Genomic DNA, 17,342 nt, shown 5'->3' with positions numbered 1-17,342 from the left:
GATGGAAGCCGCGACATGCTGGAACTAAAATTCAGCCATAAAATCAGTGAAATAGGAGAGACAGTCTGGGATGAACTCCGTCCTGATGACTTTCCATTCAGCAGGTACGCGTTCCTCAATGCCCTTGAAGAATCCGGCAGCGTGTCAGCCAAAACGGGCTGGCAACCACTCCATCTACAGTTTCAAGATAACGGTATAACTATTGCAGTAATGCCGCTTTATCTGAAAAATCACTCTTATGGAGAATACGTTTTTGACTGGGCCTGGGCTGACGCATATAACCGCTACGGGCTGGATTACTACCCTAAACTGGTCTCCGCCATACCCTACTCCCCTGTATGCGGGACAAGGATTCTGACCAAACAAGATCCCAAGCCTCTGATAGAAGTTATTGAAAGAATGCTGCCCCAGCTATGTAAGAAATTAAGCGCCAACTCCTGGCACTTGCTGTTCCCAACAGAATCAGAACAGGACAGCTTCACAGCCTCTCACATACTCAAACGCAAAGGCTGTCAGTACCAGTGGTTTAATAAAGGTTACCGCTCCTTTACCCATTATCTTGAGCACTTCAATTCCCGCAAACGAAAAAGCGTTAGGAAAGAGCGTCAGAAGGTCGAAGCCCACGGCATAACCCACCAGCACTTTGAAGGTGAGCATATTTCAGAAGAGCAGATAGATATATTCTACGAGTTCTATCGAATGACCTACCTTAAACGCGGCCGGGAAGCCTATCTAAATAAAGCGTTTTTCACACAACTGATTAAAGACATGCCCGAGCATGTTCTGTTGATCCTGGCATACAGTGATCAACAACCGGTTGCCGCCGCACTGTCACTCAAAGATAGCAATACCCTTTACGGCCGCTACTGGGGATGCTTTGATGAATATGACAGCCTGCATTTCGAAACCTGTTATTACCAGGGTATTGATTATTGCATCGCCAATAATTTACAACGCTTTGACTCCGGAGCTCAGGGTGAGCACAAGATCCAGCGTGGATTTGAGCCTGTAGAGACCTGGTCAGCCCATTGGGTAAAAGAGGTTGGGTTTAACCAGGCAATCAGACAGTTTGTAGAAGAAGAATCAAAGGAGATAGATCTTCAACTTCAACAATTACGTGAATATCTTCCGTTTAAGAAATAGACGCCAGAGCACCGAATATTATCGGCTTTAAGAGGCGATGTACCGACCGTTCATCTTCTATTCGAAACTACTTCAACTATAATAGATTCATCGTTAAAGGATTATTTACCGGTCAGGCTGACCATTTCCCTATATGACTATGGCCCAGTTTGTACCGCGAATATGAGTTCAGACCAACATATTAAAAAAGCTTTTGAGCTGTCAGCAAAGTTCCTTGCGCACAAAAGCTACAATTCCCTGACCCATGCAGTGCTGCACTATTTCTGCTCGCTTGAGGGCGTGTCAGAAGCAGTGTCCTACGAAATATTTGGTGACCCAAATTCTGAAACAGGCCTATCCATACGCCGCTTCCCAATGACCCTCGATGAGTCTTACTCAGACCGCAACCGTGACTTGATGCTCAAAGCACTACCTAAGAGCAAAGGCGGGGTCACCTGCTTCAAATTTAAAGGCGACGACTACATCCTCCTGGATATTACCAAAGATGTGTTACCGCGCCGAATCATCCTGATTCGGGGAAAGGTTTCATCTTCTGATCTTATTTTGGTTGAAGGCGTGTATGGGATCTATGCTAATCAGGTATCACTACTCGATTCCAAAGAGCGCGATAACCTGACTGGGTTACCTAATCGCCAGACAATGGAATTTACGCTGAATGATGTGGTGACTTTTCACCGCAATAACAAGCTAAACCCTATTAAGCCATCGTGGATGGTGGTACTCGATATTGACCATTTCAAGAAGATAAATGACACCTTCGGTCATCTTTACGGTGATGAAGTTCTCCTTCACTTTGCGGATCTGCTAAAGAAATCCTTCCGGCACACCGATTTTCTTTTTCGCTACGGAGGCGAAGAATTCGTTGCGATCGTAAATAATGCAAACCCAGAGGAAGCCCAGCAGATTCTGGAACGCTTTCATCAAGCGGTGCAAGACTATGATTTCCCTTCCGGCAAAGTGACTGTCAGCATTGGTTATACGCAGGTAGATCCAGTCACCCCGCCCCTTCTACTGTTTGAGCATGCAGACAGAGCCTTGTATCACGCGAAACACAATGGCCGAAATATGATCGTTAATTTTGAGGATATGGACAGCCAGGTCAGGGTCCACGAAGACGACATTGAGCTATTTTAAGCATCGATCCGTACGAATAATTGAGCAATAAAAAGGGCATCTAAGATGCCCTTTTTTAATTCGCAGAGCTTAACCAGATACAAATACTGGAGCAAATCCAAGATTCCAAACAATTACAGTCCCTACGCGGGTTGTAACCAGATATACCAGACCTACTGTCAGAATAGCGCCGCTGAAGAAGAATGCGCGATCCTGATCGATGCCAAGCACATGAGGTAAGCCATCATAGATGAGATACCCTGCATAAGCTGCGGCAACCATGTAAGCCAACATATTTACCCATGGAACTGGGTACAGAGAAACAAAACCAGCCAAAAACAGAGGCGTACAGGAATAAGCCGCCAAAGCGATACCATTAGCTGCATATTCATCATGACCACTGCCGTATGTTTTTGACATCCAGTCAATCATCCAGCCTAAACCAAAGACCCCCGCAAGGATCGCAATATAGGTTAGAACATTGAGTTGAATGGAGCTCATTGTAGTAAGCTTAATCAGCTCACCATCGCCAACACGCCAACCAAACTGAGTGGTTGAAATAAAGGCGCAGACCGGCCCAATCAGGGCGAGAATTCCAATATAAGTGAAGTATATTCTGCCGGGGTTGCTGTGCTCTTTCTTGATAAGCTCCCACTCGGCATCTGGGTGGGTGAACATTCCGGGTACGTGACTCAGCAACATGATTAACACCTCTCAAACTTGTTTTTATTCTCTGAGCATTTGCATCATCAATATTACGACTTCATGTAAGATATAGATCAGTATTTGAACAGCAACAAGCCTGTAACCCTAACAATAGAAATTTTCATGTTGGCAAAATACGACATATTGCAAACATTTGCGGCGAAATACGCACAAAAAAGGCCGCTTTTAAAAGCGGCCAAACGGATGTCTGATCCTGCGAACAATAGAATCAGCTTACACCAAGAACATTAAGGGCTTACTGAGCAGCAATAACGCTAAATTCAACGAGCAGATCAGGACGCGCCATCCGCGCTTCAACACAAGCACGAGCTGGCTTTTCATAGTCCGCCACCCAGGCATCCCATACCGCATTCATCGCTGCAAAGTCTTTCATATCACGCACGTAGATTGTTACTGAAAGCAGCTTGTTACGCTCACTCCCCGCTTCCTCTAACAACGCATCAATCTTAGCCAGGCATCGCTCAGTCTGCTCGGTGATATCCCACTCAGGAGCGCTGGCAGTTTGACCACACAGATAGATAGTACCGTTGTGTTTAACAATTTTACTCATACGCTCAGTCGAGCCAATTCGCTCAATTGACATTGATTTACTCCACAAGAAAAAATTAAATTACAGAACTTTTCGTTCAAAACGATCTATTCGGAAAGCACTCAGATCAAATCCGGACTTACCCGTAAGAACAAGATCTGCCATGACCTTCCCGATAATGGGCCCCATCTGGAATCCGTGCGCAGAAAAGCCAAAGGCATGAAAAGCATTTTCAGAACGTACACTTTCACCAATCACCGGCAGGTTATCTGGCATATACGCCTCAAGCCCTGACCACATACGATTGACTGAAGCGGTCCGCATGATCGGAAAGAACTCGATCGCATTCTTAGCGCCCACAGCCAACTTGCTGTAATCAAGCCGGGTTCGATTATGATCACGGTCAGCAAAGCCTTTCGCTCCACCACCAATCAGAACGGTACCATTCTCAAACTGTTTAAATGACAAAGGACGACTAACTGCACCCACAACTGGCGTTGCGAAATGCGGCATTCGAGATGTGATCATTAACATGGGGGCACTATGAGTGAGCGGCACGTTATCACCGATCATCACCGAGACTTTATCAGCCCAGGCACCGGAACAATTCACAAGCTTAAGCGCCTCGTATTGCTGAGATGGCGTTTCGACCAACCAGGTAGTGCCAATTCTACGAATCTGCTTTACCTCAGCCCCTTCTATAAACCTGACTCCTAATCGAGCAGCCGCATTTCTAAAAGCCAGAGTGGATTTATAAGGGATCGCATAACCATCGGATTCAGAAACAACGCCACCCACGCAACCTGGGGACACATAAGGGAGTCGCTCTCTTAACTCCTGTTGATCGATCATCTTTTCATGATAATGGCCCAGGCTATGCATCTGTTCCTGACGCTTGAGCAGGGTCTCTATATCCTGCTCATCTGCTGCAATATTAATGAGCGATCGACATCTGAACCCCGTATCCGCTTCAAGCTCATCATCAAGCCCCTGCCACAAATCCATAGATGCTTTGCTTAACTCAACCTCTGCGACATGACGCCCCAGAACCCGAACACCACCTGCATTAACACCCGATGCATGCTGAGAAACACGGTCTTTCTCCAATACAATGACAGAGGCACCTTTCTTAGCCAGCTCATAAGCCGTCGCACAGCCCTGAATACCACCTCCAATGATAATGACATCAGCATTCATGATTGAGCCTCCTGCTGCTGTACCGGGCTCACCTGGCTAAACTGACTCAGCTCTGTCAGGTTCAACAGCCGCATAGGTGAGCGCAAACGATAGTATCCAACCTCACTGACCGGTTTTTCCTGCCAGCTAGCCAGCAGTTCTGAAACCGTATGCCCGCACTGCCGCCCCTGGCAGGGCCCCATACCACAGCGAGTCAGGCCTTTGAGTTCATCAGGTCCTGCGGCTCCTTTTTCGAAACCGGCTTTAAGCTGCGCAACAGTCTGCTCTTCACACCGGCAGACAACGGTTTGAGGGCTATCAGGTATACGATGACCCACAACCGGCTGATATAAACAATCAATAAACGCTCTGAATTGATTCATTCGGGTAATGAAATCAAGGTAATCCGCAGACTGCAGATCCCGGTGCTGCTCGCTTATCAGGCCTAATCGAACCAAGCGCTGTAGCGCGACAACCTTTCCCATTGCCTGGGCGGCATCAGCCCCGACAATGCCACTACTATCTCCAGCAACGGCCACATTCGGAACCGAACTTTGTCCCCATTGATCAAGGGTTGGCTTCCAGCATAGCTGCTGCTTACACCAATGATGCTCTAAACCCATGGATCGGGTCATATTCAGGTTCGGGATCACCCCCTGGTGCAAAAACAGGTGTTCTGCAGAAAGCTGAATCGATTCGCCGCGACTCTTAAAACGAACCCCCTCAACCGTCTCTTCGCCCACAACTTCAACGCTGTCAGCGAATCGGTATACTTCCACGCCAGATCGGCGAATCTCATTAAGTAATCCAAGCCCCTTAGCTAACATTTTGTAGCCTCGCAGCGCAGCCGGGAAAAGCGAAACTGAATCTTTATAAGCCGAAAACGGTGTCGTATCGACAAGCGCTCTCACCTTTACCCCTAAACGAAGGTATTGAGCTACGATCAGGTAGAGCAGCGGACTTGTTCCAACAAATACAGCATCATCACGTACCAAGCCATCATTTTTCAGCATGACCTGAGCACTACCAGCCGACATCACCCCCTTTAGATGCCAGCCTGGCACAGGAAACGGACGCTCCATAGCACCACAACCAATGATGACTTCACGTGCTGTCAGACTTTTAGTTTTTCCATCATGAGAAAATAGAATCTCGCCATTCTCTCCCACATGCCAGACATTCGCTTCAAACATCTTTTCAGCCTGACAATGGTCAAAAGCTTCTACTAATGCCTGACCACTTAAGTAATCTTCACCAAGCTTCTCTGGACATTCTAAAGGGCTGTAAGTCACGTTCCGGTAGATCTGACCACCCGCACGTTTTTTATCATCTAGCACGATAACCCGCGCCCCGGCTTGTGAGGCTGTAATAGCTGCAGACATTCCTGCAGGGCCTGCACCAATAATGGCAAGATCGTAACTGCTTAGCATGAGGCCCCCTTTTCTCTCTGCACATCAAAAACCTGTACAACCTCATCAGGCGAAATCTCTGTGGAATTCGGCGTTAAATAAGGCAGACAACTTTCCTGAGTAATTTCCTGACGTTTAACTTGCATACCCTCACGTGCTTCGATTAGGCATGCCTGACGATTGGGAACTCCGTCCACCTCAACCAGACACTCAAAGCAAACACCCATCGCACAATACGCAGAGCGCTCTTTTTCAGATACTGATGACAGACGAGTCGTCGTTTCACCTGCAACAGCCATTGCAGCCCAGACAGAACTCCCTGCTGGAACGTTTATCTCTTGGTCATTAATATGCAGCTGGACAGTATGCTCTGGTCGCTGCGCCAGAAAACGGAACATAGTGGATACCTTTCAGGCAATAAGATGCCCGGGTCATGGCCCTCAAGCAGGCACACAACCATTTAAAAAACTAAATGGGAGAAGTGGTAACCAGGCATTCGCTGGATCGCCTGGTTACCTATTTATAGATGAGGATTAGTTAGCGATCTGATCAAGAACGCCCTGTCCCCACTCAGCACCGATGTCATCAAGGATTTTTGGCCATACTTCAGCACGTACTTTTTTCGCTGCTGCCGCCAGCTCATCATCAGACAGTTTTACAATTGTTGCGCCATATTCTGCCAGCTTCTGCTCGTAGTCAGACTGGTCTGATTCAGCACGTTCCCAGCGTTTGGCTTCAAACTCTTTCGCCGCTTTGATCAAAGCTTCGCGGTCATCCGCATCCATATCAGCCAGCGTTTCAGAGTTAATCAGCATGTACCAGGCTTCAAAGTGCGTGTTAACCGGAATGTAAGTTTTAGTCACATCACGGAAAGAAGCATAGTAACCCTCCGCACCAGAACCGATCACACCATCAACTACACCTGTCTGTACTGCAGTGAAAGCTTCTGAGAAAGGAATCGGCGAACTGATATAACCCAGTGAGTCAGAGGTCAGCTGGAAGCTTTTGATTCCAGGCACTCGTACCTTAATCCCTTTATCAACATTTGGGTTACCCGGTGAAACTGCGTCAGTATTCAGAGCAACGCCGCCGAAATAAACCGGATATGCAGCCAGCATGGTAATGTCCTGCTTAGCATAAAGGCCTTTCATCGCCTCATAGATCGCGCCACCTGGGCCGTAAGCAACTTTTGCCTGCTCCCAGTTAGCCGCCACATAAGGGAAGTAGGTAATCTGCATCTGGCGTGATGCTGCTGTAGCTGCTGGCTGAACCGCCATATCTACCGCACCCACGGAGATACGCTCCTGTACAGTGGTGTAATCACCCAATGCACTCGCAGCAAAGATTTTAACTTTCACATCGCCTTCAGTAGCTTTATCAACATTAGCAGCAAAGTCTTTAAGCTCCAGGTCAACTATCGCGCCTTGTGGACGGATATGGCTAATCTTCAGCGTCGCTGCTTCAGCAACAGCAGTCAAGCTCATAGCACCCGCTACTAGCGCAGCGCCCAGGGTTTTATTAAAGCGAAAAGGTTTCATTTTCTATCCTCTGTATTTGTTTTTGTATGTCCCGGCTTTTGGCGCCGGGATCAGGATCTTTCAGGATCTTGCTTTAGTATCCAAAGACTCGTGGCAGGTAGAGCGACAAGTCAGACCAGAATGACGTCAGGAACACTACTGGCAGATAGCCGGTAAGGATCAGAATCATTGCAGGACGAATTACTTTAGTTACCTTGACCTTGCCGATGCGGGCACCAAGGTAAAGAATCGAAGCGTAAGGAGGCGTTACACCACCCATAGCTGTGTTAACACCCATGATGGCTGCGAACTGAACCGGGCTAATGCCAATCGCTTCCATCAATGGCAGCAGTAGAGGCGCAATCAAAATGATCGCTGTCACATCATTGACGACCATGCCCACCAGGAATAACAGAACATTGATCAGGATAAGCAGGACAACTTTGTTATCAGTGATCGCAAAGATCGACTCAACAATGGCCTGAGGAATGCTCTCCAACACAAACATCTGAGAAAGGATCATAGAGAACAGAATCATCACCATGATCGCACCAACCGAGGTCGACGCTTCTTTACCTGCCCCCAGGAAAGTTTTCCAATCCAGACCTTTGTAGATCAGGAAACCAACCGGAATCGCATAGATCACCGCAACCGCAGCCGCTTCAGTTGGGGTCATAATCCCGCCATAGATACCACCCAGGATGATGACAGGCATCAACAGCGCTGGTGTTGCCTTAAAACCACGCTGGGTAACCTCAGCAACAAACTCTTCCCCTTTAGGACGATCCTCCAGCTTGAGTGGAAACTTACGTGCCAACCAGACGTTAACAACCGAGAAGTTCGCCATGATCAGCAGGCCCGGACCTAAGGTCGCCAGGAAACACGCCAGAATCGATGTATCAGTTACCCAGCCATAAACGATCATGGTCACGCTTGGCGGGATCAAAAGGCCTAACAAGGATGCATTGGCAATCAGTGCCGTAGCGTATTCACGCGGATATCCCTGCTTCTCCATCTCAGGAATCAACAGTGGGCCGATTGCAGCTACCCCGGTCAAACCTGAGCCAGAGATCGCGCCGATCAGTGCACAGCTAATAGTCGCCACCACACCCAGACCACCACGCAGATGACCAACAAAGATATTTACAAAGCGGAGCAAACTGGCGGCTATCCCGCTGACACTCATAATCGTGCCTGCCAGGACGAACAGTGGAATCGCCAGCAGTACCGGATTGCCCAGCTGCTGGAAGCCCCAGAGCATGTTGCCTTTCATGACAACATCGCCCATGAAGTACATCACCATCAAACCGCCACCAAAACAGTACGGAAGTGGCACACCCAGAGTCAGCAGAATAACCAGTACAGCAACAGCCATCAGAGCAACTTCAATCATGATTGACTCTCCTCATCAAACAGCGAACGGACGTGCTGAACGAGGTGATACGCTGTGTAAATCATCATCAGAACCATACCCACTACCAGAGCGATATCTACATAGAAGGTCGGGATATAAAGGGTCGGGCTCTCTTTCCATACCCGCCAGGAATACTTGGTAAAACGCCAAGCCCAATAGGTTAACCAACAACCTACAACCAGACTGACTACCTCAGCAACGATGGCCAAAACCACATGCTGCTTCGGTGTTTTAAGAAAAATTTCCAACACATTGGCACGGATATGCGTGTTCTCACGAGAAGCATTCACTGCTCCAAGCATATAAAGCCATAAGGTCGGATAGAGAAGACTTTCCTCAAGTCCCATCACCGGAACTTCGAGGACATACCGGGTAATCACCTGGACAAACTGCCCTAGCGCTACCAGGCAGATCAGCCCCGTCAATAGAAGACTGGCAAATCTGTTCATGGATATTTCCTTCGCACTTTTAGATTTTGTTTTTATCTGTTTGATTAATGATGGCAATCATCACCCATAAACTCAAAACGATAATATTGATCGAACCATAGATTTATCTTATGGATATGGTTTATTCTTTAATATTCAATCACCTATTTCTGTAGTGGTTACTAAAAAACATCGGTTAGTTAGCAAAAAGCTGACCTGACTCAGGAAGTTACCCATGAATCTAAGCTTCAAACAGTTACAGGCATTTCGTGAAGTGATGCGGACCGGCTCGATATCAGAGGCTGCACGCGCTCTTAACCGAACCCAACCTGCGGTCAGCTCACTGATTACCACACTGGAAGCAGAACTCGGAATTGATCTGTTTGAGCGCAATCGTGGCCGGCTGATAAAAAAACCCGAGGCGCAATTCTTTTTAGAAGAAACAGAGGCAATCCTTGAGCGACTTAACCACTGCACCAAAACCATGAAAGAGATAGCCGACCTTAAAGAAGGCCGGCTTCGAATCGCCTGCATGCCTGCATCGTCTCAGTTTATGATGCCGCGACTAGTTGCCGACTTTGTTCGAGACAAACCTCAGGTTAAGGTTTCACTGATGATGAGGGCCTCTGCCATCATCGAAGAGTGGATCGCTTCTCAGCAATTCGATATTGGCCTTGCCGAAACACCCGCTCCTAGTGGTGCGATAAAAACGGAAACATTTGAACTGGCCTGCATCTGTGCATTACGCAGCGACGACCCACTTGCAGAAAAAAGCATCATTACCCCTAAAGATCTCTCCGGAAGACCTCTCGCGACCCTTCAGGAGGATCACCCCAATCTATTAGCTACCCAGGCAGCCTTTAAAAGCGCAGGCGCACAATTCAATGCCAGATTCGAGCTACGAAACTTCCAACCCGCCCTGAAGCTGGTAGAAGAAGGCCTTTGCTATTGTATCTGCGATCCGATGACGGCAAGCAGCTACTATGAGTACCAGTTACAGGAACAAGCACTTTGCTTCCGCCCTTTCGCGCCGGAAGTCCACCTTTCGGTCGCGATATTGCAGCCAGCCCATCGCCCTGCATCGGAGCTTTCATCTGCATTTATCGATATCCTCAGAGCCGATCTGTTAGCTATCAACCAGCAGTTCCAGACGTAGAAATACCCCGCAGTTGAGAAATCCGGTCTACGCTTTAAGAAAGCGTCTGAATAAGCGGGGTACATTATGCTGGAGCATATTGATGCAGAGCTTGAGGACCCAATTCTAAAAGTAATGGCCAGTTTCAAAGCCTCTACTGTTTCTCATAAACTGGATCTCGGTATTGGCGTCTATCGCGATAGCAAGGGTAAAACACCGATTTTTAAAGCGGTCAAAGAAGCTGAGCTCATCATTCAAATGCAGGAGACCAGTAAAGCCTATCTGGGGCCTGTTGGTGATACCCAATATACCGGACTGATCCATCAGCTTTTGTTTGGCCAGCTTGATTGCCCCCCCGATTTTTTCCAAATCATTCAAACCCCAGGTGGTACGGGTGCGCTCAGGGTTGCTGGGGAGTTTTTACACAGCGCGCTACCCTTCGCAACTTTGTGGCTTTCAGACCCCGCCTGGTCTACGCACAAGCCTATCTTTTCCGGGGCACAACTGCCTACTAAGGAGTATCGTTACTTTGATCATGAAACTCGTGTGCTGGATTTTGCCGCCATGTGCGAAGATATTGCAGCCATCCCAACAGGCGATATCGTCCTGCTGCAGAGCTGTGGTCACAACCCCAGCGGCTGCAATCTTAGTTATGAGCAATGGCTAAGCGTTTCGCAATTAATGGCCGATAGAGGGCTTTTACCTTTACTCGATCTGGCCTATCACGGGCTAGATCAGGGTCAGATTTTGGATCTTCAATCAATTAAAGCGATTGAAGCACACCATGATGAGTGGTTGCTTTGCTATTCAGCTTCGAAAACCTTCAGTCTATACAACGACAGAACCGGCGCGTTGGCAGTTAGAAACAGAACCATTCAAAACGCCCATCACGCGCTTAGCCTGATCCTGAATCTGGTGTGCGCAAACTACTATATGCCACCTGCTCATGGCGCATCGGTGGTTCGGACCATTCTTACAAGCTCTGACCTCACAGAGCTCTGGAAACATGAACTTGAAGCCGCCCGAACTAGAATTATTGACTGCAGAAAAGCGCTTATCGATGCTTTATCAAGTTCGGGGACCGATGACTATCAGTTCCTCGAACGCCAAGAGGGTATGTTTGCCTATCTGGGCCTGACAGAAAAAGAGCTAGCTTGGCTAAGGGAAAAGCATGCTCTCTATTTTGGTCCGGGTGGTCGTCTGAACATTGCCGGTTTAAACCCGCAGAGTCTTCCGCAAATCAGCCAAGCGTTGACTGAACTTGCGAAAAAAAAACGGGGCTAAAAGCCCCGCTAAAAAAGCGTCCAGCAGAAGCTGGAAGCACACCAATAGTGTTACAACAAGGATTCCAGAGATAAAACCTGTACAAGCCTTATATCTGGCATCCCTGAAACAAATCTCAGGATAAGTTGCAGCCACCGGATTACTCCGGTAGCTGCCGGGGCAGCAGATAAACCCCATGTGTCTATCTGCCATCCAGCAAAACGCCAGCGCGCAGTGAGGCATTTTGCTGAATTTTGCCAGGCTGGATCTCCCGTTCACCTGGCTCAAGATAAGAAGTTCGACTTTTTAACCTTCTTGATCCTGATAAGCTTCAATGCCTGGGCATGAACAGATGAAGTTACGGTCGCCGTATACGTTGTCGATACGGTTAGTCATCGGCCAGAACTTATTCGTACGAGTCGCTTCATTAGGGAAGACAGCCTCTTCACGAGTATATGGACGATCCCAAGCACCATTCATTACATCTGCCTGAGTGTGAGGCGCGTTGAACAACGGGTTGTTGTCCGCAGGCCACTCACCATTCTGAACTTTTGCGATCTCCTCGCGGATCTGAACCATTGCATCGACGAAACGATCGATTTCAACTTTAGATTCAGACTCAGTTGGCTCAATCATCAATGTGCCTGCTACTGGGAAAGACATGGTTGGCGCGTGGAAACCGTAGTCCATCAGACGCTTAGCAATATCTTCCTCAGTTACACCGCTCTCTTCCTTAAGTGGACGAATATCAACGATGCACTCATGAGCAACTTTGTTGTTACGACCGCGATACAGAACCGGGTAGTGCTCAGCCAGTTTCTCAGTCATGTAGTTCGCATTCAGAATTGCCATCTGAGTGGATGCTTTAAGGCCAGATTTACCCAGCATTACGTTGTACATCCAAGTGATTGGCAAAATAGACGCCGAACCATAAGGAGCGGCGGCAACCGCGCCGTTTTCAGGGTTCAAACCTTCAACCGGGCTCACTTTGTGACTCGCCAGGAACGGTGCCAGGTGACTCTTAACACCAATTGGGCCCATACCCGGACCGCCACCACCGTGTGGGATCGCGAATGTTTTATGCAGGTTTAGGTGAGATACGTCAGAACCGATCAGGCCTGGTTTAGAGATACCTACCTGCGCGTTCATGTTCGCGCCATCCATGTACACCTGACCACCGTTTTTGTGGATGATGTCACAGATTTCAACGATATCTTCTTCGTAAACACCGTGTGTAGACGGGTAAGTGATCATCAAGCATGACAGATCATCTTTGTGCAGCTCAGCCTGAGCGCGCAGATCAGCCACATCGACGTTACCGTTGTCATCGCACTTAGTTACAATGATCTTCATGTCCATCATAGCTGCAGATGCCGGGTTAGTACCGTGCGCAGAAGATGGAATCAGGCAGACGTTACGGTGACCTTCACCGATAGACTCCTGGTACTTACGAATCGCCAGCAGACCTGCATATTCACCTGATGCACCTGAGTTAGGCTGCAGGGATACTTTGTCGTAACCAGTGATTTCAACCAACTGCTCTTCCAGCTCATTTAGCATCTGGTGGTAACCAGCAACCTGGTCAGCAGGCGCAAATGGGTGGATGTTAGCAAACTCAGGCCATGTTACCGGGATCATCTCCGCAGTCGCATTCAGTTTCATCGTACAAGAACCCAGTGGGATCATGCCGTGAACCAGAGAGTAATCTTTGTTCTCCAGCTTCTTCATGTAGCGAAGCATATCTGTTTCGCTGTGATAGCTGTTAAATGTCGGGTGAGTCAGGATCGCATCTTCACGACGTGCATCAGCGGAGATACCTGTTGCTTCACCTGCAACGATTGCTGCATCCAGCGCTTCAACCGTCTGACCGTGAGCGTCGCCCAAAATAACGTCCAGTAGTACTGCAACGTCTGCAGGAAGCGTTGTTTCATCCAGGCTGATACCCAGCTTGTCAGAGCCGATCTTACGCAGGTTACAACCTTCTTCCAGCGCGCGCTGGTAAACCACTTCCTGAGTTTCAGGCAGGGTTACTGTCAGTGTATCGAAGTAAGTATCGTTAACCTGAACACCTTTAGCTTTAAGGCCGTTAGCCAGAATAGCTGTCAGGCGGTGCACGCGCTCAGCGATACGTTTCAGACCTTCTGGACCATGGTACACAACATAGAAAGAAGCCATGTTTGCCAGCAATGCCTGAGCAGTACAGATGTTTGATGTCGCTTTCTCACGACGGATATGCTGCTCACGTGTCTGCATTGCCATACGCAATGCCTGGTTGCCGTTTACGTCGATAGATACACCGATGATACGACCCGGAACAGAGCGCTTAAGTTTTTCAGACGCAGCAAAGAATGCCGCGTGAGGACCACCAAAGCCCATTGGCACACCAAAGCGCTGTGAAGAACCCAGTACGATATCAGCACCTAGTTCACCCGGTGATTTCAGAAGTACCAGCGCCAGAATATCAGCCGCAACAGATACCATTGCTTTCTGACCGTGCGCAGCATCAATAACAGACTTAATATCAGTGATATCGCCGTATGTGCTTGGGTACTGCAGCTGGACACCAAATGGATCCGCCGCTTCAAGATCAGTTAGCGGGTTACCCACTACGATATCGTAACCGAAGTATTCAGCACGGGTTTTGATAACGTCAATTGTCTGCGGATGCACATCGTCAGCGACAAAGAAGGTATTAGACTTCTTACGATTTGAGCGCTTGCACAATGTCATCGCTTCAGCCGCGGCTGTTGACTCATCCAGCAGGGATGCGTTCGCCAGCTCCATGCCTGTCAGGTCCATCACCATTTGCTGGAAATTCAGCAATGCTTCTAGACGACCCTGAGCAATTTCTGGCTGATATGGGGTATAAGCAGTATACCAACCTGGGTTTTCCATAACGTTACGCAGAATAACGTTTGGCACCAGGGTATTGCTATAGCCCATCCCAAGGTAGGATTTATTGACTTTATTTTTCGCTGCCAGCTGTTTCAGGTAAGCCAAAGCATCGGCTTCGCTTACGCTATCAGTCATATCCAGCGCATCATCCAGGCGGATGGAATCAGGAACAGTCTGAGTCATCAGATCTTCTACAGAATCAACGCCCAGGTAAGACAACATTTCCTGAGTCTGTTCGGCATCGGGGCCAATGTGGCGATGAGTAAATTCATTCGCTTGCTGAAGATCACTCAGAGTACGAGTTTCTACTGCCATAACAATAACCTAATGTAACACTAATAAATTAAAGGGTGCGAAGCGGTCCTGCACTACCACTTCGCGTATGCCGGAGAGATAAACCTCTCCAGAAGCATGATCGGGGACAATGGAGGGATAAGCTTATGGCTGATTAGGCCGGCCTATCACCTCCAATCGATCACGCTTCTTCAGCAATCGTAGCTGCGTACGCTTCAGCGTTTAGCAGTTTTTCCAGTTCAGAAGCATCTGCAACTTTGATCTTAACGATCCAGCCGTCACCGAATGGGGATTCGTTAACAGTCTCAGGCGCGTCTTCCAGCTCTTCGTTAACTGCAACGACTTCACCAGAGATTGGCGCGTAGATGTCAGACGCTGCTTTTACAGACTCAACCAGAGAGAACTCTTCGCCGGCTTCAACTTCACGGCCTTCTTCTGGCAGTTCAACGAATACAACATCACCCAGCAGCTCCTGAGCGTGGTCAGAGATACCAACAGTTACAGTGCCGTCACCGTTGTCCAGTACCCACTCGTGGCTTGGTGCAAAAAGGTAGTTAGATGGAATGCTCATAATTGTTTCCTATTGCTTGTTCGTTACACAGGTTCTTATCGATACAGAGGGAACTTCTTGCACAGCTCTTCAACCTGCGCACGTACTTCCGCTTCAACTTTTGAGTTATCTTCTGGGTTAGCCACCAGGCCATCCAGAACATCACTGATCAGGTTACCGATCAGACGGAATTCTTCAGGACCGAAGCCACGGCTAGTGCCCGCTGGTGTACCCAGACGGATACCAGATGTAACCATCGGTTTTTCAGGATCAAACGGGATACCGTTCTTGTTACAAGTGATGCCCGCGCGCTCAAGCGCTTCATCTGCAGCATTACCTTTCAGACCTTTTGGACGCAGATCTACCAGCATCAGATGGGTATCAGTACCACCTGTTACGATGTCACAACCACGCTCAACCATAACGCCAGCCAATACTTTTGCGTTCTCTACTACACGATCGATGTAAGTCTTGAACTCAGGCTGAAGCGCTTCACCGAAAGCAACGGCTTTAGCAGCAATCACGTGCATCAGAGGACCGCCCTGAAGGCCAGGGAATACAGCCGAGTTGATCTTCTTACCCAGATCCAGATCATTAGACAGGATCATACCGCCACGTGGACCACGCAGAGTTTTGTGTGTCGTTGTCGTAACAACGTGAGCATGTGGCAGTGGTGATGGGTGAGCACCCGTAGCAACCAGACCAGCAATGTGCGCCATGTCGACAAACAGGTATGCGCCTACTTTGTCAGCGATCTCACGGAAACGTGCGAAGTCAATCTGACGTGGGATAGCAGAACCACCTGCGATGATCATTTTAGGCTGGCACTCTACTGCCAGTTTCTCGATCTCGTCGTAATCGATACGGCTGTCTTCACGGGAAACACCGTACTGAACTGCATTGAACCACTTACCAGACAGTGCAGGACGTGCACCGTGAGTCAGGTGACCACCAGCGTCCAGAGACATACCCAGAACAGTATCGCCAGGCTGTAGTAGCGCCAGCATAACTGCACCGTTCGCCTGAGCACCCGAGTGCGGCTGAACGTTGACAAATTCACAATCAAACAGCTGCTTAGCACGCTCAATTGCCAGACCTTCTGCTTTATCAGCATACTCACAACCACCGTAGTAACGACGGCCTGGGTAACCTTCAGCATACTTGTTAGTCAGTACAGTACCCTGAGCCTGCATAACAGCCTTAGATACAATGTTTTCAGAGGCGATCAGTTCGATCCCCATCTCCTGACGATCAAATTCTTCATTAAGAGCGGACTGCAACTCAGCATCACGGCTTGTCAGATCCTGAGTAAAAAATGCTTCGCAAACAGCGTCGTTGCGGTACAGATCACTGTGACTCATATTTTTATTCTCTTAGTTGTGCGACTTATGATTAGTTATTCAAAAAGGGGCCGATTAACATGCAACCACGTTAACCGCTAGCCCACCTTGAGAGGTTTCTTTGTACTTGTCCTGCATATCGAGACCTGTTTGACGCATCGTCTCAATTACAGAATCCAGGGAAACGTGGTGCTCGCCGTCACCACGCAGGGCTAACCGTGCAGCATTAATCGCTTTCACAGCACCCATGGTATTTCGTTCGATACAAGGAACCTGAACCAGACCACCGATTGGGTCACAGGTCAGTCCCAGGTTATGCTCCATGCCAATCTCAGCGGCATTTTCGATCTGCTCGTTAGTGCCGCCCATAACAGCGCAAAGTGCACCAGCCGCCATAGAACAAGCAACGC

The 17,342-nt window shown here is 48.5% G+C and carries 16 protein-coding genes; 4 read left to right on the top strand and 12 right to left on the bottom strand.

Features of this window, described 5'->3' with window-relative positions; genetic code table 11:
- The first annotated feature begins 15 nt into the window (after positions 1-15).
- Entirely contained in the window at positions 16-1,143 is a 1,128-nt protein-coding gene (locus MED92_RS00085) for a GNAT family N-acetyltransferase (RefSeq protein WP_007019411.1), read from the top strand.
- A 162-nt stretch (positions 1,144-1,305) separates the two neighbouring features.
- Positions 1,306-2,277 (top strand): GGDEF domain-containing protein, encoded by a 972-nt coding sequence (locus MED92_RS18285; RefSeq protein WP_007019410.1) that lies wholly within the window; start codon positions 1,306-1,308, stop codon positions 2,275-2,277.
- Between the two features lie 69 nt (positions 2,278-2,346).
- Here MED92_RS18285 and MED92_RS00075 read toward each other — a convergent pair whose 3' ends face one another.
- The 8 genes from MED92_RS00075 to MED92_RS00040 all read right to left on the bottom strand — a co-directional run bounded on the left by MED92_RS00075 (position 2,347) and on the right by MED92_RS00040 (position 9,476).
- The gene (locus MED92_RS00075; protein WP_007019409.1) at positions 2,347-2,958 is read right to left on the bottom strand and encodes a Yip1 family protein; all 612 of its coding nucleotides are present in this window, start codon (positions 2,956-2,958) and stop codon (positions 2,347-2,349) included.
- 259 nt (positions 2,959-3,217) lie between these two features.
- Entirely contained in the window at positions 3,218-3,565 is a 348-nt protein-coding gene (locus MED92_RS00070) for a RidA family protein (RefSeq protein WP_007019408.1), read from the bottom strand.
- Positions 3,566-3,592: 27 nt separating this feature from the next.
- Positions 3,593-4,708 (bottom strand): NAD(P)/FAD-dependent oxidoreductase, encoded by a 1,116-nt coding sequence (locus MED92_RS00065; RefSeq protein ID WP_007019407.1) that lies wholly within the window; start codon positions 4,706-4,708, stop codon positions 3,593-3,595.
- Positions 4,705-6,117: an FAD-dependent oxidoreductase gene (locus tag MED92_RS00060; protein WP_007019406.1), complete on the bottom strand. Its 1,413-nt coding sequence runs from the start codon at positions 6,115-6,117 to the stop codon at positions 4,705-4,707. The genes MED92_RS00065 and MED92_RS00060 overlap by 4 nt, the downstream gene beginning before the upstream one ends.
- A complete protein-coding gene (locus MED92_RS00055) occupies positions 6,111-6,494 on the bottom strand; it encodes a (2Fe-2S)-binding protein (protein ID WP_007019405.1) in 384 nt (127 codons plus the stop codon). The genes MED92_RS00060 and MED92_RS00055 overlap by 7 nt, the downstream gene beginning before the upstream one ends.
- Before the next feature lie 135 nt (positions 6,495-6,629).
- The gene (gene dctP, locus MED92_RS00050) at positions 6,630-7,634 is read right to left on the bottom strand and encodes a TRAP transporter substrate-binding protein DctP (protein WP_007019404.1); all 1,005 of its coding nucleotides are present in this window, start codon (positions 7,632-7,634) and stop codon (positions 6,630-6,632) included.
- A 73-nt stretch (positions 7,635-7,707) separates the two neighbouring features.
- Entirely contained in the window at positions 7,708-9,006 is a 1,299-nt protein-coding gene (locus tag MED92_RS00045; protein WP_007019403.1) for a TRAP transporter large permease, read from the bottom strand.
- Positions 9,003-9,476: a TRAP transporter small permease gene (locus MED92_RS00040; RefSeq protein ID WP_007019402.1), complete on the bottom strand. Its 474-nt coding sequence runs from the start codon at positions 9,474-9,476 to the stop codon at positions 9,003-9,005. The genes MED92_RS00045 and MED92_RS00040 overlap by 4 nt, the downstream gene beginning before the upstream one ends.
- Before the next feature lie 214 nt (positions 9,477-9,690).
- On the opposite strand from MED92_RS00040, the gene MED92_RS00035 reads away from it, so the two are divergent.
- Together MED92_RS00035 and MED92_RS00030 are read left to right on the top strand one after the other, a co-directional pair.
- Positions 9,691-10,611, top strand: a complete 921-nt coding sequence (locus MED92_RS00035; RefSeq protein WP_007019401.1) for a LysR substrate-binding domain-containing protein — start codon at positions 9,691-9,693, stop codon at positions 10,609-10,611.
- Between the two features lie 66 nt (positions 10,612-10,677).
- Positions 10,678-11,874, top strand: coding sequence for an amino acid aminotransferase (locus tag MED92_RS00030; protein WP_007019400.1), 1,197 nt, complete (start codon positions 10,678-10,680; stop codon positions 11,872-11,874).
- A gap of 285 nt (positions 11,875-12,159) precedes the next feature.
- On the opposite strand, the gene gcvP is transcribed toward MED92_RS00030, so the two are convergent.
- The 4 genes from gcvP to MED92_RS00010 all read right to left on the bottom strand — a co-directional run.
- The gene (gene gcvP / locus MED92_RS00025; protein ID WP_007019399.1) at positions 12,160-15,063 is read right to left on the bottom strand and encodes an aminomethyl-transferring glycine dehydrogenase; all 2,904 of its coding nucleotides are present in this window, start codon (positions 15,061-15,063) and stop codon (positions 12,160-12,162) included.
- A gap of 160 nt (positions 15,064-15,223) precedes the next feature.
- The gene (gene gcvH / locus MED92_RS00020) at positions 15,224-15,613 is read right to left on the bottom strand and encodes a glycine cleavage system protein GcvH (RefSeq protein ID WP_007019398.1); all 390 of its coding nucleotides are present in this window, start codon (positions 15,611-15,613) and stop codon (positions 15,224-15,226) included.
- 35 nt (positions 15,614-15,648) lie between these two features.
- Positions 15,649-16,953 (bottom strand): serine hydroxymethyltransferase, encoded by a 1,305-nt coding sequence (locus MED92_RS00015; protein WP_007019397.1) that lies wholly within the window; start codon positions 16,951-16,953, stop codon positions 15,649-15,651.
- A gap of 54 nt (positions 16,954-17,007) precedes the next feature.
- Positions 17,008-17,342, bottom strand: a 335-nt coding sequence (locus MED92_RS00010) for an L-serine ammonia-lyase, iron-sulfur-dependent, subunit alpha (protein ID WP_007019396.1), incomplete at its 5' end; no start/stop codon positions are given.

The organism is Neptuniibacter caesariensis, from assembly GCF_000153345.1.
Lineage (GTDB): Bacteria > Pseudomonadota > Gammaproteobacteria > Pseudomonadales > Balneatricaceae > Neptuniibacter > Neptuniibacter caesariensis.
The sequence above is the reverse complement of the archived record's forward strand: the minus strand, read 5'-3'. Positions and strand labels throughout refer to the sequence as shown.

Excerpts from the sequence above, each read along its gene's own strand:
- MED92_RS00085 (WP_007019411.1), top strand. The coding sequence starts at position 16 with ATGCTGGAACTAAAATTCAGCCATAAAATCAGTGAAATAGGAGAGACA.
- MED92_RS18285 (WP_007019410.1), top strand. The coding sequence starts at position 1,306 with ATGAGTTCAGACCAACATATTAAAAAAGCTTTTGAGCTGTCAGCAAAG.
- MED92_RS00075 (WP_007019409.1), bottom strand. The coding sequence starts at position 2,958 with ATGTTGCTGAGTCACGTACCCGGAATGTTCACCCACCCAGATGCCGAG.
- MED92_RS00070 (WP_007019408.1), bottom strand. The coding sequence starts at position 3,565 with ATGTCAATTGAGCGAATTGGCTCGACTGAGCGTATGAGTAAAATTGTT.
- MED92_RS00065 (WP_007019407.1), bottom strand. The coding sequence starts at position 4,708 with ATGAATGCTGATGTCATTATCATTGGAGGTGGTATTCAGGGCTGTGCG.
- MED92_RS00060 (WP_007019406.1), bottom strand. The coding sequence starts at position 6,117 with ATGCTAAGCAGTTACGATCTTGCCATTATTGGTGCAGGCCCTGCAGGA.
- MED92_RS00055 (WP_007019405.1), bottom strand. The coding sequence starts at position 6,494 with ATGTTCCGTTTTCTGGCGCAGCGACCAGAGCATACTGTCCAGCTGCAT.
- dctP (WP_007019404.1), bottom strand. The coding sequence starts at position 7,634 with ATGAAACCTTTTCGCTTTAATAAAACCCTGGGCGCTGCGCTAGTAGCG.
- MED92_RS00045 (WP_007019403.1), bottom strand. The coding sequence starts at position 9,006 with ATGATTGAAGTTGCTCTGATGGCTGTTGCTGTACTGGTTATTCTGCTG.
- MED92_RS00040 (WP_007019402.1), bottom strand. The coding sequence starts at position 9,476 with ATGAACAGATTTGCCAGTCTTCTATTGACGGGGCTGATCTGCCTGGTA.
- MED92_RS00035 (WP_007019401.1), top strand. The coding sequence starts at position 9,691 with ATGAATCTAAGCTTCAAACAGTTACAGGCATTTCGTGAAGTGATGCGG.
- MED92_RS00030 (WP_007019400.1), top strand. The coding sequence starts at position 10,678 with ATGCTGGAGCATATTGATGCAGAGCTTGAGGACCCAATTCTAAAAGTA.
- gcvP (WP_007019399.1), bottom strand. The coding sequence starts at position 15,063 with ATGGCAGTAGAAACTCGTACTCTGAGTGATCTTCAGCAAGCGAATGAA.
- gcvH (WP_007019398.1), bottom strand. The coding sequence starts at position 15,613 with ATGAGCATTCCATCTAACTACCTTTTTGCACCAAGCCACGAGTGGGTA.
- MED92_RS00015 (WP_007019397.1), bottom strand. The coding sequence starts at position 16,953 with ATGAGTCACAGTGATCTGTACCGCAACGACGCTGTTTGCGAAGCATTT.